Annotated in this window: 19 protein-coding genes; 7 read left to right on the top strand and 12 right to left on the bottom strand. The window is 69.5% G+C overall.

The features are described from left to right. Positions 1-86 precede the first annotated feature (86 nt). From VFG40_RS14070 to VFG40_RS14060, 3 genes are read right to left on the bottom strand one after another with little or no spacing between them, the layout of a single operon-like run. Positions 87-1007 (bottom strand): histone deacetylase family protein, encoded by a 921-nt coding sequence (locus tag VFG40_RS14070; RefSeq protein WP_324898565.1) that lies wholly within the window; start codon positions 1005-1007, stop codon positions 87-89. Between the two features lie 7 nt (positions 1008-1014). Then, entirely contained in the window at positions 1015-1590 is a 576-nt protein-coding gene (locus VFG40_RS14065; RefSeq protein WP_324898563.1) for a cob(I)yrinic acid a,c-diamide adenosyltransferase, read from the bottom strand. Then, complete coding sequence (locus tag VFG40_RS14060; RefSeq protein WP_324898561.1) at positions 1590-2189, bottom strand: hypothetical protein; 600 nt, start codon at positions 2187-2189, stop codon at positions 1590-1592. The genes VFG40_RS14065 and VFG40_RS14060 overlap by 1 nt, the downstream gene beginning before the upstream one ends. 98 nt (positions 2190-2287) lie before the next feature. Between VFG40_RS14060 and ubiH the strand changes: the two genes are divergently transcribed. From ubiH to VFG40_RS14045, 3 genes are read left to right on the top strand one after another with little or no spacing between them, the layout of a single operon-like run. Further along, on the top strand, positions 2288-3511 hold the full coding sequence (gene ubiH, locus VFG40_RS14055) for a 2-octaprenyl-6-methoxyphenyl hydroxylase (RefSeq protein WP_324898559.1): 1224 nt from the start codon (positions 2288-2290) through the stop codon (positions 3509-3511). After that, a complete protein-coding gene (locus VFG40_RS14050) occupies positions 3508-4728 on the top strand; it encodes a UbiH/UbiF/VisC/COQ6 family ubiquinone biosynthesis hydroxylase (protein ID WP_324898557.1) in 1221 nt (406 codons plus the stop codon). Before ubiH ends, VFG40_RS14050 begins: the two co-directional genes overlap by 4 nt. Before the next feature lie 34 nt (positions 4729-4762). Then, positions 4763-5551: a dienelactone hydrolase family protein gene (locus tag VFG40_RS14045; protein WP_324898555.1), complete on the top strand. Its 789-nt coding sequence runs from the start codon at positions 4763-4765 to the stop codon at positions 5549-5551. A gap of 52 nt (positions 5552-5603) precedes the next feature. Here VFG40_RS14045 and VFG40_RS14040 read toward each other — a convergent pair whose 3' ends face one another. The 3 genes from VFG40_RS14040 to VFG40_RS14030 form a co-directional block, all read right to left on the bottom strand. Further along, the gene (locus VFG40_RS14040; protein ID WP_324898552.1) at positions 5604-8036 is read right to left on the bottom strand and encodes a GH92 family glycosyl hydrolase; all 2433 of its coding nucleotides are present in this window, start codon (positions 8034-8036) and stop codon (positions 5604-5606) included. Positions 8037-8088: 52 nt separating this feature from the next. Further along, positions 8089-9534: a glycoside hydrolase family 125 protein gene (locus VFG40_RS14035; protein WP_414649306.1), complete on the bottom strand. Its 1446-nt coding sequence runs from the start codon at positions 9532-9534 to the stop codon at positions 8089-8091. A 189-nt stretch (positions 9535-9723) separates the two neighbouring features. Beyond that, entirely contained in the window at positions 9724-10725 is a 1002-nt protein-coding gene (locus VFG40_RS14030; protein WP_324898548.1) for a polyprenyl synthetase family protein, read from the bottom strand. A 135-nt stretch (positions 10726-10860) separates the two neighbouring features. Between VFG40_RS14030 and VFG40_RS14025 the strand changes: the two genes are divergently transcribed. From VFG40_RS14025 to VFG40_RS14015, 3 genes are all read left to right on the top strand, one after another. After that, the gene (locus tag VFG40_RS14025) at positions 10861-12063 is read left to right on the top strand and encodes an MFS transporter (protein ID WP_324898546.1); all 1203 of its coding nucleotides are present in this window, start codon (positions 10861-10863) and stop codon (positions 12061-12063) included. A gap of 94 nt (positions 12064-12157) precedes the next feature. Further along, positions 12158-13135 (top strand): DedA family protein/thiosulfate sulfurtransferase GlpE, encoded by a 978-nt coding sequence (locus VFG40_RS14020; protein ID WP_324898544.1) that lies wholly within the window; start codon positions 12158-12160, stop codon positions 13133-13135. A 143-nt stretch (positions 13136-13278) separates the two neighbouring features. Further along, positions 13279-16758: an EAL domain-containing protein gene (locus VFG40_RS14015; protein ID WP_324898542.1), complete on the top strand. Its 3480-nt coding sequence runs from the start codon at positions 13279-13281 to the stop codon at positions 16756-16758. Positions 16759-16762: 4 nt separating this feature from the next. Here the strand turns inward: VFG40_RS14015 and VFG40_RS14010 are convergent, their stop codons facing one another. Beyond that, positions 16763-17578, bottom strand: coding sequence for a hypothetical protein (locus VFG40_RS14010; protein ID WP_324898540.1), 816 nt, complete (start codon positions 17576-17578; stop codon positions 16763-16765). A gap of 255 nt (positions 17579-17833) precedes the next feature. Here VFG40_RS14010 and VFG40_RS14005 point away from each other — a divergent pair, with 255 nt between their 5' ends. Then, positions 17834-18373: a single-stranded DNA-binding protein gene (locus VFG40_RS14005; protein WP_324898538.1), complete on the top strand. Its 540-nt coding sequence runs from the start codon at positions 17834-17836 to the stop codon at positions 18371-18373. A 100-nt stretch (positions 18374-18473) separates the two neighbouring features. On the opposite strand, the gene VFG40_RS14000 is transcribed toward VFG40_RS14005, so the two are convergent. From VFG40_RS14000 to VFG40_RS13980, 5 genes are all read right to left on the bottom strand, one after another. Beyond that, the gene (locus tag VFG40_RS14000; RefSeq protein ID WP_324898531.1) at positions 18474-18722 is read right to left on the bottom strand and encodes a hypothetical protein; all 249 of its coding nucleotides are present in this window, start codon (positions 18720-18722) and stop codon (positions 18474-18476) included. A gap of 397 nt (positions 18723-19119) precedes the next feature. Continuing rightward, positions 19120-20193 (bottom strand): oxidoreductase, encoded by a 1074-nt coding sequence (locus VFG40_RS13995; protein ID WP_324898529.1) that lies wholly within the window; start codon positions 20191-20193, stop codon positions 19120-19122. Between the two features lie 247 nt (positions 20194-20440). Next, complete coding sequence (locus VFG40_RS13990; protein ID WP_324898527.1) at positions 20441-21070, bottom strand: hypothetical protein; 630 nt, start codon at positions 21068-21070, stop codon at positions 20441-20443. Positions 21071-21075: 5 nt separating this feature from the next. Further along, the gene (locus tag VFG40_RS13985) at positions 21076-23058 is read right to left on the bottom strand and encodes a M1 family metallopeptidase (protein ID WP_324898525.1); all 1983 of its coding nucleotides are present in this window, start codon (positions 23056-23058) and stop codon (positions 21076-21078) included. A gap of 16 nt (positions 23059-23074) precedes the next feature. Then, the gene (locus VFG40_RS13980) at positions 23075-24304 is read right to left on the bottom strand and encodes an AGE family epimerase/isomerase (RefSeq protein ID WP_324898523.1); all 1230 of its coding nucleotides are present in this window, start codon (positions 24302-24304) and stop codon (positions 23075-23077) included. Positions 24305-24367: the final 63 nt, after the last annotated feature.

Here is a 24367-nt window from a genome sequence, read left to right as displayed (position 1 = left end):
TTAAGCTAGCAGAAACGGCCGCTAGCAGGCAGGCGGCGCCGGGCGCCGGGGCGGTGCGATTCAGTCACCCAGCGGCTGCAAATCGGCTAGTCGAGCAGAGCTTCCACATGCGCGGCTGCGCTGGCGGCCAGCGCCTGCAGATGGTAGCCGCCCTCCAGCGACGAGACCACGCGGCCGCCGGCATGAGTGCGTGCGAGCTCGACCAGCTGGTGGGTGATCCAGGCGTAGTCTTCGGTGCCCAGTCGCAGGTCGGCCAGCGGATCGTCGCGGTGCGCGTCGAAGCCGGCCGATATCAGCACCAGCTGTGGCTTGAAGGCATGCATCTGCGGCAGCAGCTGATCGTGCCAGGTGTGCCGGAACTCCATCGAGCCACTGCCGGGCGGCAACGGCGCATTGATGATGTTGCCCACGCCGCGCTCGTGCGCGAAGCCCGTTTCCGGGTAAAGCGGCGACTGGTGGCTGGAGACGAACAGCACCCGCGGATCGCTGGCGAAGATGTCCTGCGTGCCGTTGCCGTGGTGCACGTCGAAGTCGGCGATGACGATGCGCTTAAGGCGGTGCTGCGCCATCGCGTGGGCGGCGGCCACGGCAATCGAGTTGAACAGGCAGAAGCCCATCGCTTCGGTTGGCGTGGCGTGATGCCCGGGCGGCCGCACCGCACAGAACGCGCGAGCAACATCTCCCGCGAGCACGGCGTCCACCGCTGCACAGGCGGCACCGGCTGCGCGCAGTCCGGCTTCGTCCGAGCCCGGCGACATCCAGGTGTCCGGATCGAGCTGCTGGCGGCCTTCGGCCGGCGCGCTGCCCAGCACGCGATCGACGTGTGCTGCCTCGTGCACACGCAGCAGCTGGTCGCGGGTCGCGCGGGGCGCCTCGATGCGGTCGAGGGCAGCAAAGCGATCTGAATCGAGCGCCTGCAGCACCGCCCTCAGTCGCTGCGGCGATTCCGCATGTCCGACGCCCGGATCGTGGCGCAGGCAGCTCTCGTGGGTGTACAGGCGCAGCACGGAGGCGTCAGTCGTGGGTGGCGGCAGGTTTGCGCCGGCGCTCGTGCTGCCAGAGCACCTCGCCGTGCCCGCTGTCGCGAGCGAGCACGCGCGCCAGCACGAACAGCAGGTCCGACAGCCGGTTCAGGTAGCGCGACGCCTGCGGGCGAACCTTCTCGACCCGCCCGAGCGCGACCACCTCGCGCTCGGCGCGCCGGCACACGGTGCGCGCGAGATGGCAGGTGGCTGCCGCCATGCCGCCGCCGGGCAGGATGAAGTCCTTCAGCGGCGGCAGCGGGTCGTTGAAACTGTCCAGCACCTGCTCGAGGCGCGCGATGTCGCTCTCTTCGATCATCGCCATGCCGGGGATGCACAGCTCGCCACCGAGGTCGAACAGCTCGTGCTGCACCTGGGTGAGGGCCTCGCGTACCGCGTCGGGCATCGCGTCGCATGCCAGCACCATGCCCACGGTGCTGTTGAGCTCGTCCACCGTGCCGTAGGCGCTGACCCGGGGCGAATCCTTGTCCACCCGCGAGCCGTCACCCAGCCCGGTGCTGCCGTCGTCGCCGGTGCGGGTGTAGATCTTTGACAGCCGGTTGCCCATCAGCGGCTGCCCGTGATGCCGCCCTGCGCGGTTGGCGCCGTGCGCGCCAGCAGCACCACGATCACATGCAATACGGCGCCGATCGCCACGTAGAGCGCGGTCGTCTGCAGGAACGGCAGATACCAGTCGCCGAGGTTGGCGAACCAGGCGTCGAGCGTCCGCGGCATCGGCACGCTCGAGGCGAGCCAGTAGAAGCTGCCATTGGAGAGCAGGTAGCACACCCCCTCGCTGACCAGCAGCGAGATCGCCGCGAGTCCGAGCGTGCTTGCGCGCAGGCCGTTCTGATGGCGGGCAAGCCAGCTGCCGCCGAGCCACAGGGCGAAGTACGACGGCAGCAGGCACCAGTACGACAGCGACACGCAGTAGTGGCTCCAGAAGCTGAGCCCCTGGCTGGTGATGGCGAAGAAATCCACCAGCACGGCCTCGGCCATCAGCAGCGGGAAGGCCCATCGCGCGGAACCGCGCAGCCAGAACCCGGCGAGGAAAAACACGCCCCACGACGCATCGGGCAGGGCATCGAAGTGGTGCAGGCGCGTGGCGGCCATCACCAGGGCGAGAGCGCTGAAGATGCCGAGGCGCTGGGACTGCGTCATGGCCATGAAAGCTCCATCAAAACGGCGGAAATTGATCCCGTAGTCTATCCCAATGCGGCACCGGGTCGCTGCGGCCGGGGCGCCCCGGCGCGTATCATCGGGGGATGAACGCACCACACCCTGCTGCGCCTGCCGGCGTGCTGATCGTTGGTGGAGGCCTGGTCGGCGCCAGCCTCGCCATTGCCCTGGACGCAGCCGGCCTGCGCGCCACCCTGGTCGACGCCGCAGCGCCGTCCCGCGATGCCGCCGCCAGCTACGACGAGCGCAACCTCGCGCTGGCCCGGGCCAGCGTCAACGGGCTGACCTCCCTGGGCGTGTGGCCGCATGCGGCGTCCAGTGCCACGGCGATCCGGCGCATCCACGTCAATCGCGCGGGCGAGTTCGGCAGCGCCCGCCTGGACGCGGCCCGCCAGGGCGTGGACGCGCTGGGATGGACGCTGCCGGCACGCGAGCTGGGCGCGGCGCTGGCGCGCCGGCTCGACGGCTGCACGCGCCTGACCCGGCATGCGCCGGCCACGCTGGTCGCGCTTGATCCGATCGAGGGCGGGTGGCGTGCGCTCGTCCGCGACGGGCAAGGCACCCGTACCGTGGACGCGGCCCTGCTGGTCGGTGCCGATGGCACCGAGTCGTTCGTGCGCGAGCGACTCGGCGTGGCGGTGCAGCGGCACGACTACGGGCAGAGTTTGTTCGTGTGCACCATTACCCCGGCGCGTGACCACGCAGGGCAAGCGTTCGAGCGGTTCAGCGACGAGGGGCCGGTCGCCCTGCTGCCGCTGACCCAAGGGCGCTGCGGCCTGGTGCTGACGGTTCCGGCGGGGCAGGCCGACGCCGTCGCCGCGCTGGATGACGAGGCCTATGCCGCGCTGGCCCAGCGCCGCTTGGGCTGGAAGCTCGGACGGCTTGCGCGGCCCGGGCGACGCCAGTTCTATCCGATCCGGCGGGTGGCCGCGACGCGACTCACCGGGCCGCGCGCAGTGCTGGTGGGCAATGCCGCGCAAACCGTCCATCCGATCGGCGCGCAGGGATTCAACCTGGGCTTGCGCGACGCGCTCACGCTGGCCGAGTTGCTTCAGAACGCTGCCGATCCGAGCGCTCCGGCGCTGCTGGATGCCTACGCTGCGCGACGTCTCCCCGATCGCGAGGGCACCATGACGATGAGCCACGGGCTGGTCCAGCTGGCCTGCCTGCCGCAGCCGCTGCTGGCGCCGTTGCGCTCGCTGGCGTTACTCGCGTTTGATCGTGTGCCGCCCCTGCAGCAGACGCTGGCGCGGCGCGGCATGGGTTTCCGCGGCGAGCCGCCGCGCGCCGTGCTGGAGCCCCTGCCATGAGCCGTCCTCTGGCTACACGCGAGGCCGGCGCCGGGCGGCGGCGCGGCCCGGAGCTCGACGTCGCGGTCGTCGGCGGCGGCATGGTTGGCGCGGCGGCAGCACTGGCGCTGGCCCGCGCGGGCTTCGCCAGCGCGCTGATCGAGGCACGCGAGCCGGCGCCTTGGCGCAGCGAAGACGAGGTCGACCTGCGTGTAGTGGGCCTGGCGCCATCGTCGATCGGCCTGCTGGATGACCTGGGCGTCTGGACTGCCATTCGCCAGGCCCGCGTCGGGCCGTATGCACACATGCACGTGTGGGATGCCGGCAGCGGCGCCGGCATCGACTTCGATGCCGCTGCCAATGGCCAGTCCGAGCTCGGCTGCATCGTGGAAAACTCGCTGGTGCAGTCGATGCTCTGGCAGGCGCTCGACGCGGCGGGCGTGCGGCGCCATTGCCCGGCTGCGGTGGCCGGCTTCGAGGTGCGCGAAGATCGGGTGCAGCTCGCGCTGGCGGACGGCGCGACGCTCGCCGCGCGCCTGCTCATCGCTGCCGATGGCGCGGGTTCGCCGCTGCGCGCGATGGCCGGCATCGGCACACGTGGACGCGACTACCACCAGCGCGGCGTGGTTGCCCACGTACGCACGGAACGGGGGCACGCCAACACGGCGTGGCAGCGCTTCCTGCCGACCGGGCCGCTGGCACTGCTGCCGCTGGCCGACGGGCGCTGCTCGATCGTGTGGTCGCTGCCCGAAGCGCAGGCGGCACGCGTGCTTGACCTCCACGAGGCGGCCTTCTGCGAGGCGGTCGGCGTGGCCAGCGATTTCCGCCTCGGTCGCGTCACCGCCACCAGCGAACGCGCCGCGTTCCCGCTGCAACTGCAGCTGGCCGAACGCTACGACGCCGAGCGTTTCGTGCTGCTCGGCGATGCTGCCCACGCGGTACATCCGCTGGCGGGGCAGGGCGTGAACCTGGGCCTGCGCGACGTGTTCGAGCTGCGCGACACGCTGGTCGCGGCCCGTGCGGGCGGACGCGATATCGCCGCGCCCCACGTGCTGCGCCGCTACGCGCGCCGGCGGCGCAGTGCCAACACGCTGGACGCGCTGGGCTTCGACGCGCTGGCACGCATCTATGCCTGGCAGGCGCCGCCGCTGGTTGCCATGCGCGGGCTCGGCGTGCGCCTGCTCGATCGCCTTGATCCGCTCAAGCAGCTCGTTGGCGGCCACGCTGCCGGCCGCTGAACCTTTCCGTCCCATGCACCCGGAGTTCCACGCCATGCGCCTGCTACGCCTGACCTCGCTGCTGTTGCTCTGCTTCGGTTCGTTCGCCGCCCACGCGGCGATGGTGCACAAGCCCGTCACCTGGACCCGTGACGGCACCACCTTCCGCAGCGTGCTGATCTACGACGATGCCGTTTCCAGCAAGCGCCCCGGCCTGGTGATGGTGCCGAACTGGTATGGCGTGAACGATGCGGCCGTGAAGAAGGCCGAGATGATCGCCGGCCAGCAGTACGTGATCCTGCTTACCGACCTGTACGGCGAGGGCGTGCGGCCGACCGACAACACCCAGGCGCAAGCGGCGACCAAGCCGCTGTACGGCAACCGCCCGCTGCTGCGCCAGCGCATGAACACGGCGCTGGCGCAGCTCAAGGCGCAGGCCGAGGACGCACCGATCGACCTGGCACACCTGGCGGGCATCGGCTTCTGCTTCGGTGGCACCGCCGTGCTTGACCTGGCGCGCAGCGGTGCGGACATCGCCGCGGTGGCCTCCTTCCATGGCGGCCTGACCACCGATGATCCGGCGCTGGCCAAGCAGATCAAGGCGCGCGTACTGGTCATGAACGGCGCCGACGACAAAGGCACCATGCCCGACGCGCCCGCCTTCATGGACGAGATGCGCGCCAGCCCGGCGGACTGGCAGTTCGTGGTGCTCGGCAACGCCGTGCACTGCTTCACCGAAACCGACCAGCACAGTCCCGGCTGCAGCTACGACGCCCGCGCCGCCGCGCGCAGCTACCGGCTGATGCACGACTGGCTGGACCACGCCTTCGCCGGCACCGACTGAGCCAGGTCGCCCTTGCGATGAAGAAGGCGGGCCTCGGCCCGCCTTCTTGCTTTCAAACCTGCATCGACGGCGGCCGGTCTGCCGGGTCGCGTCCGAACGCCGGGTCAGGCGTGCGGCCCATCGCGAACGAGAGCGTGCCGCCCTTGACCAGATCGCCGTGGCTGATCCAGCTCTTGCGCCACGGCTGGCCGTTCCAAGTCACCGACTGGATGTACGGCGTGTCGTCGCCGTTGCCGGTGGCCTTGATCACCAGCGTGCGGCCTTCGCCGAGGTCGAGCTCGGCGCGATCCAGCAGCGGGCTGCCGAACACGTAGTTCGTGCTCACCGGATCGACCGCGTACAGGCCCAGCGCGCCGAGCACGTACCAGGCGCTCATCTGGCCGCAGTCCTCGTTGCCGGCGAGGCCGTCGGGCTGGTCGGCGTACATGGTCTGCAGCAGCATGCGCACGCGGGCCTGGGTCTTGTGGTGCGCGCCGGTGTAGGCATAGAGATAGGCCACGTGGTGGCTGGGCTCGTTGCCGTGCGCGTACTGGCCGATCAAGCCGGCGACGTCGGGCGGGGTGTCGCCGACCTGGCTGGAGTCAGTGGTGAACAGCGCATCGAGCTTGCGCTCGAAGCCGGCGTCGCCGCCGAACATGTCGATGTAGTGGTGCAGGTCGTGCTGGTTGAGGAAGGTGGCCTGCCACGCGTTGGACTCGGTGAAGTCGCGCCAGCGCGAGCCGTGGCCGACGGCGCGCGGGTCGAACGGCTCCAGCCACTGCCCGTCCTCGCCGCGCGGGCGCACGAAGCCGAGCCTTGCGTCGAACACGTGGGCGTAATTGCGCGAGCGCTCGCGCAGTGCTTTCGCGTCGTCATGCGCGCCGGCGGCGCCGGCGAGGTGCGCCACCGCCCAGTCGTCGTAGGCGTATTCCAGCGTCTTGCTGACCGCCTCCCAGTCCTTGTCGCTGGGGATGTAGCCGAGCTTCCGGTAATACGGCAGGCCGCGGTAGTCGTCGGCCATCGCGCGCTGGCGGAACAGCGGCCAGGCCTTTGCCACGTCGATTCCCGGGAAGCCCTTGGCGATCGCCTCGGCCACTACCGCGGCGGAGTGGTAGCCGATCATGCAGCCGGTTTCCACGCCCTGCAGCGGCCACACCGGCGGGCCGTCCGGGCTCTCCGCCGCCATCCGGATCAGGCCGTTGACCAGGTCGGGCACGCGCTCGGGTTGCACCAGGGTGAGCAGCGGATGCAGCGCGCGGTAGGTATCCCACAGCGAATAGGTGCTGTAGTTGTGCGAACCGGCGGGCAGCGTGTGCACCGCGAGATCCATGCCGCGATAGCGGCCGTCCACATCGCTGAAGAGCGTGGGCGCGAGCAGGGTGTGGTACAGCGCAGTGTAGAAGGTGCGCCGGGTGGACTCCGAGCCGGCGTCGATGCGGATGCGGCCGAGCTCGCGATTCCATTCGGCCAGCGCGGCGTCGCGGGTGGCGTCGAAGTCCCAGCCCGGCGACTCGGCCTCCAGGTTGCGCAGCGCGCCGTCGATGTCCACGCCGGACAGGCCGACCTTCACCAGCAGCGGCGCGCTGGCGACCTCGTCGACGTGCAGGGCGGCTTTCAGGTGGGTACCGCGCGCCTCGGTGGCATCGCCGAGCGCGGCGTCCTCGCGGTACAGCGTGGCGTGCGCGAACGGACGCGAGAGTTTCATCGCGAAATGGATCTGCCGGCCGTTGGCCCACTGGTGCACGTGGCGGCTGCCGACCAGGGTGTCGTTGCCGACCACCCGCAGCAGCGCATCGGACACCTTCGCCGGCTCGTCACCGTCGTGGAAGCCGTGCGCAAGATCGACCAGCAGGTGGCCCGCGCCGTCGCCGTGGAAGGTGTAGCGGTGCAGGCCGGTGCGCGCGGTGGCGGTGAGCTCGGCGAGGATGTCGTGGTCGGTGAGATGCACGCGGTAGCTGCCCGGTTGCGCCTGCTCGCTGGCGCGGTCGTAGCGCGAGCGATAGCCGGGGCCGGGCGCGATCGCCGCATCGACCGGCGGTTGCTGCACGCCCTTTGGCGGCATGCCGTCGAACTGCGAGCGGTAGTTCACCTCCGGGCGACCGCGGGCGCCGGGGTCGAGTCGCACCGGCCCCTGCGCCGGCATCACCAGCACGTCGAGCATGTCGCTGGCGCCGGTGCCGCTGAGGTGCGTGTGCGAGAAACCCATGATCGAGCCGTCGCCCTGGTGGTAGCCCGAGCAGGCGTCCCAGCCCTGGTCGTGGGTGTCCGGACTGAGCTGCACCATGCCGAACGGCCGCGTGGCGCCGGGAAAGGTATGGCCGTGCCCGCCGGTGCCGATGAACACGTCCACGAAGCGTGCGAGTCCGCCGGTGGCGGCGCCGGGCGGCGCATCCGGCTGGCGCGCCCCGGACAGCGCGGCGGCGAGCGGTGAGGCGGGCGCCAGGCGCGCGCCCAGCAGGGTGAGAGCGGTGGCGGAACCTTGCAGGAAGCGGCGGCGGGTCACCATGGGTTCTCTCCGTGGGGGCGGCCGGCACGCGACCGCGGGGACGTGGGATGGATCAGGCGGTCAGCAGGTGCGGCCGTTGCGCGGCGAGCGTGATGATCAGCTCGCCGAACAGGCTGTTGGCCCAGGCGAACCAGCTTCGGGTGTACTTCATCGGGTCGTCCTGGTCGAACGCCTCGTGCATGAAGCCGGTGCCGGCGTGGGTGGCCTTCAGCCAGCGCAGGCACTGGGCGATCTCGGCGTCGCTGTCGCTGGTCAATGCGCGCATGGTGATCGACATCGGCCAGATCATGCGCAGGCCCTGGTGTGGCCCACCGATGCCCTGCGCGGCGCGGCCAGCGAAGAAGTACGGGTTGCGGTCGCTCCAGGCCAGCGCGCGGGTGCGTCGGTAGCGCGCGTCCCGACGATCGCAGGTGCCCAGATAGGCGAGGCTGGACAGGCTGGGCGCGTTGGCGTCGTCCATGAACAGCTGGTTGCCGAAGCCGTCGACCTCGTAGGCCCACACATCGCCGTGGGCATCGCCGTGCATCGGCGCGTGGCGTTGCAGCGCCTGCGCCACTTCGTCGGCCAACGCGCGGCAGTCCGCGGCGAAGCGCCGGTCGTCATGGATCGCTTCGCTCATCGTCGCCAGTTGCTGCAGCGAGGTGACGGCAAAGAAATTCGACGGTATCGACAGCGGATACAGGCAGGCATCGTCGGACGGCCGGAACATCGAGTGGATCAGCCCGACCGGCCGCGCCGGGTTGCCGTAGCCGCCCAACGGCGGGTTCTCCGCCGCGTTCTCCGACAGTCGCTGGAAACGGTACGGCCCGTGCCCCTCCTTGCGCTGCTGCACACGGAAGGTGGCGAGCACGCGGTGCATCGCCGCGCGCCAGTCGTCGTCAAAAGGCTCGGTGTCGCCGCTGGCCCGCCAGTAACCGTGGGCGAGGCGGATCGGCCAGCACAGCGAATCGATCTCCCATTTGCGCTCGGCCACGCCGGGGCGCATCTCGGTGTCGTCGTGCAGCGCCCAGCTCAGCGCCGCGCGGCTGCGCGGGTCGGCCAGGAAGGCGTTGGCGTACGGATCGATCGCGATGCAGCGCGCCTGGCGGTGGATCAGGCCGCGGTAGAGCCGCCGCAGCGCCGGGTCCTCGCGCACCAGCGGCAGGTAGGGCCAGACCTGGGCTGCGGAATCGCGCAGCCACATCGCGTCGATGTCGCCGGTGACGATGAAGCTGTCCGGCCGGCCATCCAGCGTGCCCATGTGCACGGTGGTGTCCAGCGTGTTCGGGTAGCAGTTGCCAAACAGCCAGGCCAGTTCCGGATCGCTCATGCGCGCTGTCGTGCGCGCCAGTTGCCGCTCGACCGCAGTGCTGGTGAACAGCCGCTTGCCCGGCGGCGGGCGCTGGCTGATCCGCGGCAGGCCAGAAGCGCCGGCCGGCGTGCGGCGCGGCCAGGCGCCGCCAAGCAGGCTGCCCGCGGCGAGGAGGCCGGCCCGCTTGAGCAGGTCGCGTCGGTGCATCGTCATGGGCAGCTCTCGGGGCGGTGCTGGCGTCGACGCACGAGCGTAGCGCCAATGCGGCATCGCCGGCATCAGTGCCGGAACGGCCCGCCGTGCCCCAACGCGGAGTTGCCTGAAGTCGCCGTGTCGCCTGCGCAGGGTTGCCCGTGCAGGGCTGCAAACGCCGAAACCTGCTGCGGCTGTGCGGCGTCAGTGGCTGCGCGACACCGAGTACGTTGCCAGCGCAAGCAGCGCATCGCGGTGGGGCGACGCCGGCAACAGCGCCAGCGCATCGCGCGCGGCCTGCGCATGCTGCTCGGCACGTGCGCGAGTGCGCTCGAGCGCGCCGGAGTCGCGGATGGACGCCACGATGCGATCCAGCGAATCCAGCCCGCCGTGCTCGATGGCATGACGCAGCGACTGGCGCTGCTCCTCGCTGGCCTGCTGCAACGCATAGATCAGCGGCAGCGTCGGCTTGCCCTCGGCCAGGTCGTCGCCGATGTTCTTGCCCAGCGTGCCGGCATCGCTGACGTAGTCCAGCAGGTCGTCGGCGATCTGGAAGGCGTAGCCCAGCTCCATGCCATAGGAGCGCAACGCGGCGACCTGATCATCCGGCAGGTCGCCGAGCAGTCCGCCCAGCTCGGTCGCCGCCGCGAACAGCACGGCGGTCTTGCGCTCGATCACCGCAAGATAGGCCGCTTCGTCGACGTCGGCGTTGCCGATGTTGAGCAGCTGCAGCACTTCGCCCTGCGCGATGGTGTTGGTGGTGTCGGCCAGGATCCGCATGATCCGCATGTCGTCCAGCTCCACCATCAGCTGGAACGAGCGCGAATACAGGAAGTCGCCCACCAGCACGCTGGCCGCGTTGCCCCACAGCGCATTGGCGGTCTTGCGGCCGCGGCGCAGGTCCGACTCGTCCACCACGTCGTCGTGCAGCAGCGTGGAGGTGTGGATGAACTCGATGATCGCCGCGAGCTTGGTGTGGTGATCGCCGCGGTAGCCGGCAGCCCCGGCGGCCAGCACGTGCAGCATCGGCCGCAGCCGCTTGCCGCCGGAGGCGATGATGTGGTCGGCGATCTGGTTGATCAGCACGACATCGGAGGCGAGCCGCTCGCGAATCAGCGCATCGACCCGCTGCATGTCGCCCGCGGCCAGCTCGCGCACGCGGGTGAAATCATCGGGGCGGGAGGCGTCTGCGGGCATCGGCATCATCGGTTGGAAGAGGGTGCAAGCGGCGGATTATAAGGGCTTGGCGGCCTGTTCCGCCGCCGTGACACGCTGCCGCAAGTGGGCACTGCGGCACGATCCGTATAATGGCGGGATGCCTGTTTCCCTTTCGCTCGCCCTGTGAGCAAGCTTTCCCCTCTTGAACGCCGCAGCGCGCTGACCCTGGCGTGCGTGATCAGCCTGCGCCTGTTCGGCCTGTTCCTCATCATGCCGGTGTTCTCGGTCTATGCGAAGGCGCTGCCGGATGCGTCCGGATGGCTGATCGGCATGGCGCTCGGTGTCTACGGGCTGGGCCAGGTGCTGCTGCAGATTCCGCTGGGCATGTTGTCCGACCGCATCGGGCGCAAGCCGGCGATCACGCTCGGGCTGCTCATGTTCGCCATCGGCGGCGTGGTGGCGGCGATGTCGCATACCTTGATGGGTATCGTGATCGGCCGCGCGCTGCAGGGCATGGGCGCGGTGGCCGGCGCCGGCACCGCGCTGGCGGCCGATCTCACCTCGGAAGAAAACCGCGGCAAGGTGATGGGCATCATCGGCGTGTCGATCGGGCTGGCGTTTCTGCTGGCGCTGATCCTCGGGCCGCCGCTGGAGGCGGTCGACGGGCTGTCCGGGCTGTTTGCCGCCACCTCGATACTCGCGCTGCTCTCGCTGGTGCTGCTGTGGCTGATCGTGCCGACGCCCGAGCGGGCGCGCGCGCCGGCGGCATCCAGCGTGGCGGCGGTGCTCTCGATGCTGCGCGACGGCCGCATGCTGGTGCTCAACGGCTCGGTGTTCTTCTTGCACATGCTGCTCACCGCGGCCTTCATCGCGCTGCCGCTGTTGCTGGTCGACCGGCTGCATCTGCCGGTACGGCGCCACTGGGAGCTGTACCTGCCGGTGATGGCCACCGCGGCGTTCGTCATGGGGGCGTGCCTGCACCGCATGAAGGAGCTGGCGCAGAGCCTGCGCATCGTCACTGCGTGCATCGTGGCCATCGGCCTGGCGCTGGTCGGCTTCGCCTGCAGCGGCGATCACCTGGCGCTGCTCGGCGTGGCCGCGGCGATGTTCTTCTCCGGCTTCAATCTGCTCGAGGCCGCCCTGCCGAGTCTGGTGTCCCGACTGGCGCCGGCGGCGCTGCGCGGCGCGGCCATGGGTGCGTATTCCACCAGCCAGTTCCTTGGCGCTTTCGTTGGCGGCGCGCTGGGCGGCATCGCGCTGGGCCGGCTGGGCACCACCGGCGTGTTCGAGGCCGCCGCCGCCATGACATTGGTGTGGCTGCCGCTGGTGGTGGTGGGCGCGCGGCGAATGGTGGCGAGCGCGACGCCTGCGCCCGTGGCGGGCTGAGCGCCGCCCTGCCGCAGCGCCGATTGCAAAGGCGCGGGGGCGGCCCAATCATGGGCGCCTGCGGCCAGTGACGGCCGCGTTGCCGGCCACGCCCATGGCTCATGACCTCATCACGCTGATCGTTCACTACGGCCTGCTCGTGGTGTTTCTCAACGTGCTGATCGAGCAGGCCGGCGTGCCGTTGCCAGCGGTGCCTACGCTGATCGTGGCCGGCGCGCTGTCGGCCAGCGGGCAGCCGCCGATGGGCGAGGTGATTGCGGTCGCCGTGGCTGCGTGCCTGCTCAGCGATCTCGCCTGGTATCTGGCCGGTCGCCGCTTCGGCGGCGGCGTGATGCGCACGCTGTGCCGCATCTCCCTGTCGCCCGATTCCTGCGTGAAGCAGTCGGAGCTGCGCTTCCAGCGCTGGCGCGGCGGCATGCTGGTGATCGCCAAGTTCGTGCCGGGGCTGTCCACCGTGGCGCCGCCGCTGGTGGGTGCCATGGGCCTGCGCCCGGCCGCTTTCCTGCTGCTCGACGGGTTCGGATCGCTGCTGTGGGTGGGCGCGGCAGTGGCGCTCGGCCGCGCCTTCACCACCCAGGTCGACCAGGTGCTGGCCGCGATCGAGCAGGCCGGCGCGCTGGCGCTGCAGCTGTTGCTCGGCCTGCTGGCGCTGTATATCGCGATCAAGTGGTGGCAGCGCCATCGTCTGCTGGTGGCCTTGCGCATGGCGCGGGTCACGGTGGACGAGCTCAACCACGACATCGCCGCAGGTCGCCAGCCGGTGGTGGTGGACGTGCGTTCGGCGGCATCCCGGCTGCTCGACTCGCGGGTGATCCCCGGCGCCGTGCTGGCCGACCTGGACAGCGTGCACCGGGCGCTGGCAGAAGTGCCGCGCGATCGCGACCTGGTCATCTACTGCACCTGCCCCAACGAGGTGTCGGCGGCGAAAGCGGCGCGGCTGCTGACCTCGCTGGGCTTCCGCCGGGTGCGGCCGCTGCTGGGCGGGCTGGATGCCTGGGATGCCGCCGGCTACACGCTGGACCGGCTGCCGCCGCCGCAGCAGGGCGGCGCCCCTCGCGACGCGGCGGCCTGAGGGAATCTCACTGCAGTTGATCCTGCGCACCTTGGCGCGGGACGTTCCATGCAGCATGAAGCGGTCTGAGCGGGTGCCGCCCGTGCCCCGCGGGCACACGGGTAGCCGGTGTGCAGGCGTATGGATCGCTTGCGGAGGTCGTGGTGAGAGCCAGACAACAGGTACTGCTGGGTGCACTGGTCGGGGCGCTGGCGATCTTCGTGGCGGGCGGCGCGTTGACCGCTTGGGTGGTGTCGCGCACCCGGATCGACGCACAGGACGTCCGTGACAGCCAGTTTCGCCAGGCAGCCGGGCAGCTGCAGCTGGAGGTGTCGCGGCGACTGGCCATGCCGGCCTACGGGCTGATGGGGCTGCGCGGCACCGTGCTGGCCATGCAGCGGGTGCCGGATGCGCCGGCGTTCCGCCGGGCGATGCCCAGTGGCGACCTGGCGCGGGATTTCCCCGGCGTCTACGGCTTCGGCTTCATCGAGCCGGTGCCCGTCGCGCAGCTGGCGGCATCCACCGCCCGGTTGCGCGTGCAGCAGGGCAGCGGATTCCGCGTCGACTCGCAGGGGCGGCCGGCGTGGCTGTACGTGGTGCGGGCGATCGAGCCGATCGATCGCAACGCGGCAGCGCTGGGCCTGGACGTGGGCGCCGAGGCAGTTCGCCGGGAGGCCGTGCAGCGGGCGATTGCCAGCGATGCGCTGGCGGTGAGCGCGCCGGTGTTCCTGCGCCAGGGCAACGAGAAAGAGCGCGGCGCGCATTACTACCTGCCGGTGTTTGCCGGCGATCCGGATGCCCGCCAGTTGATCGGGCTGGTGTACGCGCCGGTGAACTACCCGCAGATGCTCTCTTCGCTCATCGGCGCGGGCCAGATGCTCGATTTCTCGCTCGTCGACATCACCGGCAGCGAGCCGGTCACGGTGTACCCGGGGCTGGATGCGGCACGCGCTCCCTACCGCGCCCGCTACAACCTGGTGCGGGTGCTCGAGGAGGGAGGGCGACAGTTGCAGCTGACCATCAGCAGCACCGCGGTGTTCGACCGCGCCGCCCGGGCGGACGAGGTCCAGGAGGGGCGCTTCGGCGCACTCGGCGTGCTGCTCAGCGCGATGCTCGCCTTGCTGATCTGGATGCTGGTGACCGGTCGACAGAGTGCCATCGACCTGGCCGGCTCGATGACTGCCGAGCTGGAGCGGCTGGCTACCGTGGCACGGCTGACCAGCGACGCGGTGGCGATCGTCTCCGCCGCCGGCGTGGTGGCCTGGACCAACCCCGCCTTCGCCCGCCTCACCGGCTACGTCGCCGACGAAGCGAGCGGGCGGCCGCTCGGTGAGCTGCTGGGCGGCGAGCCCGGGCTGCACGATGCGGCCGATGCCGTCACCCGCGCGGCCGCGCTGGACATGCCGTATCAGGGCGAGACCTCGATGCGCAATCGCAGCGGCAAAACGCTGTGGGTGGATGTGGACGTGCATCCGCAGCGGGGTAGCGGCGGCCAGTTGCAGGGGTTCGTGGTGATCCTCAGCAACATCACCGAGCGCCGTGCTGCGCAGGAGGAGCAACGCGAGAGCCTTGCGTTCCTGCAGCGCACCGGCGTGGTCGCCGGCATCGGCGGCTGGCAGATGGACCTGGCCACCCGCCGCCTCTACTGGACCGGGCAGATCCGGCGCATCTACGAGGTGCCGGACGACTACGAGCCGGAGTTCGAGAGCGCCATGCAGTTCTTTCCGCCGGAGGCGCGGCGGGTGCTTGCGGTGGAATTCGAGCGCGCGCTGGAGAGCGGCCAGGGCTGGGACCTGGAGCTGCCGTTCACCACCTTCACCGGGCGTGCGCTGTGGATCCGCACGATCAGTGCCGTGGAGATCGAGCACGGCCGACCGGTGCGCATGGCCGGGAGCTTCCAGGACATCACCGCGCGCAAGCGCGCCGAGATCGCCCTGGCCGAACATCGCGAGCTGCTGCGCGTGACGCTCAATTCTATCGGCGACGCGGTGGTCACCACCGATGCCCAGGCCCGGGTCACCTGGATCAATCCGGTGGCCGAGTCGCTCACCGGCTGGTCCGCCGCCGAGGTCAGCGGCCGGTCGATCGGGGAGGTGGTGCGCCTGGTCAACGAGGAGACCGGCGATCCGGTGCCCAACCCGGTGGAGTCGGCGCTGGCCGAGCAGCGCATCACCTCGCTGGCGCGCCATATCGTGCTGGTGGCGCGCGACGGGCGCGAGCGTGCCATCGACGACTCCGCGGCGCCGATCAGGAACGAGGCCGGGGTGGTGATGGGCGCGGTCATGGTGTTCCACGACGTCACCGCAGCGCGTGCGCTGAGCCGGGAAATTTCCCATCAGGCGCGGCACGACTCGCTCACCGGGCTGCCCAACCGGATGGAATTCACCGAGCGACTGGGCCGGTTCCTGGAACGCGCCGACCGTGATGGCGAATACGGCGCCGTGCTGTTCATCGACCTGGACCACTTCAAGATCATCAACGACAGCTGCGGTCACCACGCCGGCGACGAGGTGCTGGTGCAGGTGGCCGGCCTGCTGCAGGCGTGCGTGCGCAGTCACGACACCGCCGCGCGCCTGGGCGGCGACGAGTTCGCCGTGTTGCTGGAGGGCTGCCCGCCGGAGCAGGCCGAGCGCATTGCCCGCGCTGTCTGCATCGCGGTCAACGAGTACCGCTATGTCGCCAGCGCCGAGCAGAGTTTTCGCATCGGCACCAGCATCGGCGTGGTGCCGGTGGAAGGCGGTGGGCGCGCCATGGACGAGGTCATGCGCGCGGCCGACACCGCCTGCTATATCGCCAAGTCCGGCGGACGCAATCGCTTCCACACCTGGCGCGCCCAGGACAGCTCGGTGCAGGCACTGGTGGGTGATGCGGCGTGGGCCGCGCGGCTCGCGCGCGCGCTCGAGCACGAGGGTTTCGAGCTGCATGCGCAGCGCTTCGGCCCGCTATCGACGCGGGCGCACGACGCCGGCGGCCTGTGCGCCGAGGTGCTGCTGCGCCTGCGCGAGGACGATGGGCGGCTGATCGGGCCCGGCGCGTTCATGGCGGCGGCGGAGCGTTATCAACTGGCCAGCCGCATCGACCGCTGGGTGGTCAAGAGCGTGTTCGCGCGGCTCGGGCAGCTGCCGCCAGGGCATTCGTCGCCGGCGCTGGTGGCGATCAACCTCTCGGTCCAGTCCATCGGTGACCCGGGGTTCCACGAGTTCGTCAAGGCGCTGCTCGACCGTGCGACCTTCGACGTGCGCATGCTGTGCTTCGAGATCACCGAGGCGACGGCGCTCAGCCACATGGCCGACGCGCGGCAGTTCCTGCAGGCGATGCACGAACGCGGCGTGCGCATGGCGCTGGACGAGTTCGGCGCCGAGCTCGCCTCGTTCGGTTACCTGCGCAACTTTGCCGTGGACTTCCTCAAGATCGACGGCCGTTTCGTGCTCGGGCTCACCAGCGATCCGCTGGATCGGGTGTCGGTGCGCAGCTTTTGCGAGGTGGCCGCGGTGCTGGGCATGCAGACCATCGCCGAGTTCGTCGAGCGCGAGGAGCTGTTGCCGCCACTGGCCAAGCTGGCGGTGGATTTCGCCCAGGGCTTTGTGATTCATCGCCCCGAGCCGCTGGCGCATCTGCTGCCGGCCGTGCCGACCGCGCCCTAGCCGCTCAGGGAATCGGGCAGCGACCGTCCAGCGGCGCGTTTCGGGCAGCCTGCAGCTCGGCCGCCGTGGCAGGGCGCTCGCGTGCGGGGTCGAACACGATGGTGGCGCGCACCCCGCCGCCGTCGCTGGCGTGGATGTTGGCGGTGCCGACGAAACGCAGCAGGTCGCGGCTGCGCGCGTCATAGGCGACATCCACGTGCGGCAGGGCAAAGCCCACCCAGCTGGCCAGGCCCAGCCGGTACTGCCGCGCCGGACGGCCGCCGACGACGGCATCGTCGAGCCGCTTCACGTTGATGGTGAGCGTGCCCAGCCGGCCGGGCAGCACGAACGGCGCGCTGTCGTTGCCGCCGCGGCCGAGCGTGTCCCAGTGGCCGCGGATGTAGGCATCGAACCCGGCGTCGATCACCGGCGGCGGCGTGGTGTCCAGTGGGGCGCTCTTTTCCGCCGCGCCGCGGCGCTTGCGCACGAACACCTCGCGCCCACCGCCGGGCCGCTGGCGCACGCCCTCGCGATAGCCGGTGCGGCCGTCGTCGAGCTCGAAGTCCGGCGCCTGCGGCACGTCGGTGACATGCAGCAGCTTGCGCGCGAACGGCGCGCCGTTCGGGCACCGGTAGAGCACCAGCCGGGTCGGGCGGCCGCCGTCCTCGAACAGCCAGTGCGTTTCGCGATACATGAGATGTCCATCGCCCGTCGCAAACGCCTCGCCTTCACGCTGGACGATGCCGTCAGCGATTGCCGGCCGGGCGCCCGCGCCGAGGCAGGCGATCCCCAGGCACAGCGCCAGGCCGAGGGTGCGGGCGCGCAGCGAACGATTGGTCAAGAGGTGTCTCCATGGGTGATGGCGTCGCGGCTCGGTCCCGGCCGCGGCGGCGCCCGCGGGCGCTGGAACTGTCTACGCAACGGGGCGGGTGCCGGATGCGGCCCGCAACCCCACGGCGCAGCGCGGGGACACGCCGAAATCGGGACAGCCAGTTATGATGGGCAGCCCGTCGGGTGCTGCCGCAGCGTGCAGCCCCGCCACAACGACAGTCGGCCGGGCCATGCGCGCACCGGCCCCGCACAGTGAGGAAATCCCATGGCACGCGGCATCAACAAGGTCATTCTGGTCGGCAACCTGGGCGCGGATCCGGAAGTGCGCTACACCTCCAGCGGCACCGCGATCACCTCGCTCAGCGTGGCCACCTCCGAGAGCTGGACCGACAAGCAGAGCGGCGAGAAGCAGGAGCGCACCGAGTGGCACCGCGTGAAGCTGTTCGGCCGGCTCGCCGAGATCGCCGGCGAGTACCTGAAGAAGGGCCGCCAGGTCTACATCGAAGGCTCGCTGCGCACTGACAAGTACACCGACAAGGCCGGCGTGGAGAAGTACAGCACCGACATCGTGGCCAACGAGATGCAGATGCTCGGCGGCGGCAGCGAAGGCGGCGGCATGGGCGGCGGTGGCGGCGGCGGTTTCCAGCAGCGCAGCCAGGGCGGCGGCGGTCGCCAGGGTGGCGGCGGCGGTGGCGGCGGCAACCGTAGCGGTGGCGACTACAACCGCGGCGGCAATGACATGCCGCGCCAGGCGCCAGCCCCGGCCGACAACGGCAGCTTCGACGACGACGACATTCCGTTCTGAGGCATCGCGGTCACGCAAAAGCAAAACGGCAGCCGGAAGGCTGCCGTTTTTTTCTTGGGGCCGCCCGGTTTATCAGCCAGGGCATGCCGTGCGGGCAGCTTCAGGCGGCGAATCCCGTGCGGAACGCACCGCCGTGAGTCGCCAGTCGGACGCTGCGGCAACGGCTGGAAGCGACTTCGTACGCGGCCTTCAGCGTGGCGATCTCGTTCGCGCTGCGGCCCTCCGAACGCGCGGCCAGATAGATGCGGAAGGCGCGCCCCGCGGCGTTCTCCAGCCTTTCGCTCTCCCGCTCGCTTTCGCGCCGGACCATGCTCATGGGCATCTGATTGTCAGACTGCATGCGAGTCATAGATGTTCTCCCTTATGGCGCCGGCTGCCGGGAAACCGCGGCGCGTCACACGAGATTCTCACCGCGATCATGAAAGAACCGTCTATGGCATTGATCGGCGGATCCGCGGAGTGTGCCAGCGCCAGCCTCCACGGGCTTGTCCCGGCTGGCATCAGACGCCACCGCAGTGCCGCCGGCCGCAGCAAGGCAAGACGGCCGCCAGGCACGGCGGTCGCGGGCGCCCCGGGTCCGGTCACGGCAACGAGGCGCCGCCGGGGCGTGGCAAAGCTGCGGGGAGACGCTGCCGCTGCGCCTGTGCGTATCAGGAACCTGCCATGGCGCGGACCGCTGTCACACCCGCGGCGACGTCCTGGCGCGCGTCTGCGCAGCAAGCGGGCGGCGACTGCCGGGGCGTGGCTCAAGCGCGGGCAGCGGCGGAGGCAAGCCGCTCGGCATCAGTCAGCTGCAGCGCCACGGCACGGCCTTCGCGCCCGGAGGCGAAGCCCGCCTCGATCACGGCCATCGTCGCCAGCGCTTCAATCGGCCTCACCGGCCACGGCGCATGCCCCGCGATCGCATCGCGCAGAGCGGCGTAGTAGCGACGCTGGTCGCCGGCGGCCACCGGCAGTGCGCGCGCTTCGCCATGCGCGTCGATGGCAATGAGTGGATCGGCATCCTCGCCCCAGCCGATTGCGCCGGGAATCATGCCGGCCAGGATCTGGGCTTCCTGGCGGTCGGCGCCAGCCTTGATCAGGCTGCCGCGCGTGCCGTGCACCACGAAGCGTCGCGCGCCGCCGGCTACCAGCATGCTGGCGTGGAGGATCACCTGGCGCGCGCCGTAGTCCAGCCGCACGTGCGCCCAGTCGTCGCTCAGCCCGCCTGCGCGCTGGATCGCCAGCGCGCCATGCACGCGCTCGGGCAGGCCGAACAGCTGCAGCACCTGGTCGACCAGATGGGGACCGAGGTCGTACCAGATGCCCGCGCCGGGGCCGGCCGACTCGCGCCAGCGGTCGCGCACGGCGGGTCGGTAGCGGTCGATGTGCGATTCGAAATGCGTCACCTCGCCGACCAGTCCGTTATCGATGGCCTGTTTTACCGCCAGATAGTCGCTGTCCCAGCGGCGGTTGTGAAACACCGAGAGCTGGCCTGTGGAGCGATCGGCAAGGGCGACCAGCGCGCGCGCTTCGGCCCGGTCCAGCGCCATTGGCTTGTCGATCACCACGTGCCTGCCGGCGCGCAAGGCATCGGCGGCCAGCGGCGCGTGGGTGTCATTGGGGGTGGCGATCACCACCACGTCGAGGCTGTCGTCGGCGATGAGTGCGGCGGGCGTTTCGTGCACGCGGATGTGCGGCAGATCGGCGTGTACCTTGGCGGCATCGCGCGAGGCGACGGCCGCGAGCTCGAGGCCGGGCGTGGCGCGGATCAGCGGCGCGTGGAAGGTCTTGCCGGCGTAGCCGTAGCCGATCAGGCCGAGGCGGATGGGGTGGGGCATGCTCGTGGCCGTTTCGGTGCGGAATGTTGCGTGGCTTTTAGAGCAGATACGTTAAATGATGGGCTGTCGCCGTTGAGAAGCGTCTCCGGCTTTCGCGGGTATGACGGCTGTTGGTAGTGCGCTTAAGAGTGACGATTCGCCATGAAGCAAAGCTCTCCCCAGGGAGATAAGCCCTTTCAGGCGTGCGACGTCTAGTGTGGCGCCGAAATAAAGCAAGTCGTGAAGCGGCTGCGATCTCAATGAGTCTTTATTTCCCATCGGGATCATAGATAACCAAAGGGATTGCAACCCACTCGTGGAATGATGTGTTGGCCGAAAATACACGCAGCAATGCTCGGCAAGGCATCGACAGGCGATTAATTACTAAATGCGAAAGCCCCTTTAATGCAGAGATTCCGGGGACGAAGTACTCGTCCGTTGGTGAGAGGGCAAATTGGGTTTCTCCGCTCTTGATCGCGAAGAATGCTTCTTCGCCGATGAACTCCTCGGTCCTGCGAGGCTTTTTTGGATCTGGTCTGCCAATCAAAGTGATTGTGTGCGTGGTCCGAGATAAGCTGACCTTGCTGGTGAAAAATACTCCGTCAACCCAAAAATAACCTGATGACGAGTCCATTGTGTATGAGGAGTTATCGAATGAGGGGTACTTCTCCAGTCGCTTTGATAGCTTGTCAAGCATTTCTAGCGTGGAGACACTGTAAGACTTGCTCTCACTTGAGCTTCCGCCACCCGAAAATAATGGCAATGAGGCGGATGCTTGTATGCCGTGGGTGCGTGTAATGGACGTTGTCGGCGATACATCGAACTCTGTCTCGTACATTCGAGATACAAAGTCACTGTCGAGGTAGATCAGCTTCTCAGCTAACGACTTCTTCTTCATGCGCCTTACTTCACCGCAAACCGATCATTCCCGCGATCCGCATCGGGCAGATCGTGCTTCGCATCGAGCACCGCCGAGGTCACCGGCTGCTCGCCGTCCACGTGCACCACGTAGCTGGCGTGCTGCATCCAGGTCTCCACCGGCACGCGCACCTCGCGCTGGCTGCCGTCGGCGTAGGTCACCTGCAGCGTGTTCGGCAGCACCAGCTTGTCGCGGTTGGACACGGTGATGTCCGCGCCGTGCTTCCAGCCGCCCTCCGCTGGGGCGACATTGTCCACGCTCATGTCGAATTGCCAGTTGTGCGCGAACCAGCCGCGCCAGAACCAGTCGAGGTCTTCGCCGGTGTCGCTCGCCATGAAGCGGAAGAAATCCGACGGGCTCGGATGCTTGTACGCCCAGGTGGCGACGTAGCGACGGAACGCGGGGTCGAAGCGCTCCGGGCCGATGATCTGCTCGCGCAGCAGCACCAGGCCGAAGGCGGCCTTGAAGTAGGTGATCGGGTGGCGATATTTCTCCTTCACCGCGTCGGCGTAGGTCATCGGCGGCGGGGCGGCGGGATCGGCCAGGATCGCGGCGATCTGCTCGGCCGGCGTGCCCTTGCCCGGCGCGTATTCGCTGTCGCGCTTGGGCGCGAATTTGCCGCCGTCGAAGGCCTCGGCCTCGTACACGTCGACGAAGGTGTTGAAGCCCTCGTCCATCCACGCGTCGCGGCGCTCGTTGGAGCCCACGATCATCGGGAACCAGGTGTGGCCGATCTCGTGCGCGATCAGCATGCGCAGCACCGGTCCGGCGGCCTTCTTGTGATCGAAGGTGATGCCCGGGTATTCCATGCCGCCGGCGGTGCCGGCCTCGTTGATGGCCACCGGGTAGGGATACGGGAAATAGGTTTTGGAGAAGAACTCCACCGACTGCTTCAGGTTCTGCGTGGCCACGCCCCAAGCCTTGTCGCCGGCGCTTTCCACCGGATAGGCGGACATCGCCAGCGCGGTCTTGCCGCCGGGCAGGTTCATCCGTGCGGCATCCCAGATGAACGCCTTCGACGCGCCGAAGGCGACGTCGCGGGTGTGCTTCATGGCGAAGTGCCAGGTCAACGTGCCGCCCTGCTTCGGACGCGAGGCCGGGTCGGTCACTTCCGCGGCGGTGCGGATCATCACCGTGGCATCGCTGTGGCGCGCTTCATCCAGTCGCTTGAGCTGGGTCTTGGTCAGCACGTCCTGCGGATTGAGCAGCTCGCCGGAGCCGACCACGATCATGTCCGCGGGCACGGTGATGCGGTAATCGAAGTCGCCGTACTCGAGATAGAACTCGCTGTTGAGGAACGGCTGCGTGTCCCAGCCGCGCAGGTCGTCGTAGACGCACACGCGCGGGTACCACTGCGCCATCTCGAAGATGTCGCCCTGCTTGTTGGCGTTCCAGTCGGTGCGGCCGCCGAACTCGCCCGGCACGGTGTAGTCCCACGCGATGTGCAGTTTGAGCTTGCCGTCGTGTGCCTTCAGCGGGGCGGGCAGGGTGACCTGCATGCGGGTGTCGCTGATCACCCACGTGGCCTTCTGGCGGTGGCCGGCCGCGTCTTCCACTTCCACCGAGCGGATGTGCTCGCCGTCGGTGAACTCGGTGGGGAAGGTGTCGCCGCCGAACGCGCCGCGCGCGTCGCGGCGGTAACGGTTCTGTTCCACCTGCAGCCAGATCACGTCGAGCGCGTCCGGGCTGTGGTTGGTGTAGGTGATGGTCTCCGTGCCGCTGAACTGGCGCGTGGCCGGGTCGAGCGTGGCCTGGATCGCGTAGTCGGCGCGGTTCTGCCAGAACAGCGGACCGGGCTTGCCGCTGGCATCGCGCATGGCATTGGCCGGATGCGGGAAAGCGAACGGTGCGAAGGTTTCCTGCGGATCGAAGCGCGAGGCGGGCGCGGCCTCGGCGGCGAGCGCGCCGGCAGCGGCAGTGGCGAACAGGAGGGCGGCAGCGAGCGGGCGGAGCAGCGATGCGGTCATGCGTACCTCGTGATGGTCAGGGCGTGCCTCCCGCGCGGATCACGGCGAGCACGTCGTGGCAGGCGCCCATGGTGTGGTAATCGGTCTTGCCGGCGGGGCTCTTCTCGTCGCTCATCGCGCGGTTGTCGCGGGTGAGGATGCGGTACCAGGCGCCGTGGCGGTGGTCGATGAAAGTGTGCCACGCGTAGGCCCACAGCCGGGCATACCAATGGTCGTACACCGCGTCGCCCGTGCGCGCGTGCAGCCTCGCGGCGGCGGCGAGGCTTTCGGCCTGCACCCAGAAGTACTTGTCGTCGTCGCACACGCCGCCGTCGGGGGCGAAACCGTAGGCGATGCCGCCGTGGGCGTCGTCCCAGGCGCGCGCGAGCGCGGTGTCGAACAGGTGCCGCGCCGTGGGCGCGAGCCAGTCGACCGTGCGCCCCTGCGCTGCGAGCAGCGGCTCGAGCGTGAGCAGCAGCTTGGCCCACTCGGTCAGGTGGCCGGGCTGGAAACCCCACGGCCGGAACAGGTGCTTGGGGTCGTCGCGGTGGTAGTCCCAGTCGATGTTCCACTGCGCGTCGTAGTGCTCCCATACCAGCCCGCCGGCCTGCGCGGCCTGGCGTCGGGTGATGTGGTCGGCGAGGGTGAGCGCGCGATCGAGGTAGCGCGCCTCGCCGGTAGCCTGGTGCGCGGCGATCATCGCCTCGCACATGTGCATGTTGGCGTTCTGCCCGCGGTACGGGCTGAAGTGCCACTCCGCATCCGCCTCGTCGCGATAGAGCCCTGCGTCGGCATCCCAGAAGTGCTGCTCCAGCAGTTGCCAGGCTTCGTCCATCCAGGCGCGCGCTTCATCGATGCCGGCCTTCACCGCGGTGGCGTAGGCCAGCAGTACGAAGGCCATGCCGTAGGCGTGGCGGGTGGTGTCCTCGGGGCGGCCGTCGCGCACCGTCCAGGCGTAGCTGCCGTCGCGGGGATCGCGGTGCACCTCGCGCAGGTAGCGCAGGCCGTGGCGCGCCTCGGCGAGGTAATCCTCACGCTTGAACTCGATCGCCGCCATCGCGTAGTTGAAGACGAAGCGCGTGCTGCTCACCAGGTGCCGGTGGCTGCGCTCGTAGACGGTGCCGTCGTCGCGGAAGTAGTGGAAGAAGCCGCCCACTGGATCGTGCGCGTGGGCATCGTAGAACGTCATCGTCTGTGCGATGTGCTTGCGCAGGAACGCTTCGCTGCGAATGTCGGGCAGGGCAGGGATGGAATCGGCAACGGTCATGCGCTAACAGTCCACGCAAACGGGAAGAGGCGCGCATTCCCGCCCGCACGGCGGGAATGGCGG

The sequence above is a fragment of the Dyella sp. genome, assembly GCF_035685805.1.
In the GTDB taxonomy this organism is placed as follows: Bacteria; Pseudomonadota; Gammaproteobacteria; order Xanthomonadales; family Rhodanobacteraceae; genus Dyella_A.
The sequence above is the reverse complement of the archived record's forward strand: the minus strand, read 5'-3'. Positions and strand labels throughout refer to the sequence as shown.

Bases quoted from the DNA above. Each gene is read 5' to 3' on its own strand.
- VFG40_RS14065 (WP_324898563.1), bottom strand. From the start codon at position 1,590: ATGGGCAACCGGCTGTCAAAGATCTACACCCGCACCGGCGACGACGGC.
- VFG40_RS14060 (WP_324898561.1), bottom strand. From the start codon at position 2,189: ATGGCCATGACGCAGTCCCAGCGCCTCGGCATCTTCAGCGCTCTCGCC.
- ubiH (WP_324898559.1), top strand. From the start codon at position 2,288: ATGAACGCACCACACCCTGCTGCGCCTGCCGGCGTGCTGATCGTTGGT.
- VFG40_RS14050 (WP_324898557.1), top strand. From the start codon at position 3,508: ATGAGCCGTCCTCTGGCTACACGCGAGGCCGGCGCCGGGCGGCGGCGC.
- VFG40_RS14045 (WP_324898555.1), top strand. From the start codon at position 4,763: ATGCGCCTGCTACGCCTGACCTCGCTGCTGTTGCTCTGCTTCGGTTCG.
- VFG40_RS14040 (WP_324898552.1), bottom strand. From the start codon at position 8,036: ATGGTGACCCGCCGCCGCTTCCTGCAAGGTTCCGCCACCGCTCTCACC.
- VFG40_RS14035 (WP_414649306.1), bottom strand. From the start codon at position 9,534: ATGCACCGACGCGACCTGCTCAAGCGGGCCGGCCTCCTCGCCGCGGGC.
- VFG40_RS14030 (WP_324898548.1), bottom strand. From the start codon at position 10,725: ATGATGCCGATGCCCGCAGACGCCTCCCGCCCCGATGATTTCACCCGC.
- VFG40_RS14020 (WP_324898544.1), top strand. From the start codon at position 12,158: ATGGCTCATGACCTCATCACGCTGATCGTTCACTACGGCCTGCTCGTG.
- VFG40_RS14005 (WP_324898538.1), top strand. From the start codon at position 17,834: ATGGCACGCGGCATCAACAAGGTCATTCTGGTCGGCAACCTGGGCGCG.
- VFG40_RS14000 (WP_324898531.1), bottom strand. From the start codon at position 18,722: ATGACTCGCATGCAGTCTGACAATCAGATGCCCATGAGCATGGTCCGG.
- VFG40_RS13995 (WP_324898529.1), bottom strand. From the start codon at position 20,193: ATGCCCCACCCCATCCGCCTCGGCCTGATCGGCTACGGCTACGCCGGC.
- VFG40_RS13990 (WP_324898527.1), bottom strand. From the start codon at position 21,070: ATGAAGAAGAAGTCGTTAGCTGAGAAGCTGATCTACCTCGACAGTGAC.
- VFG40_RS13985 (WP_324898525.1), bottom strand. From the start codon at position 23,058: ATGACCGCATCGCTGCTCCGCCCGCTCGCTGCCGCCCTCCTGTTCGCC.
- VFG40_RS13980 (WP_324898523.1), bottom strand. From the start codon at position 24,304: ATGACCGTTGCCGATTCCATCCCTGCCCTGCCCGACATTCGCAGCGAA.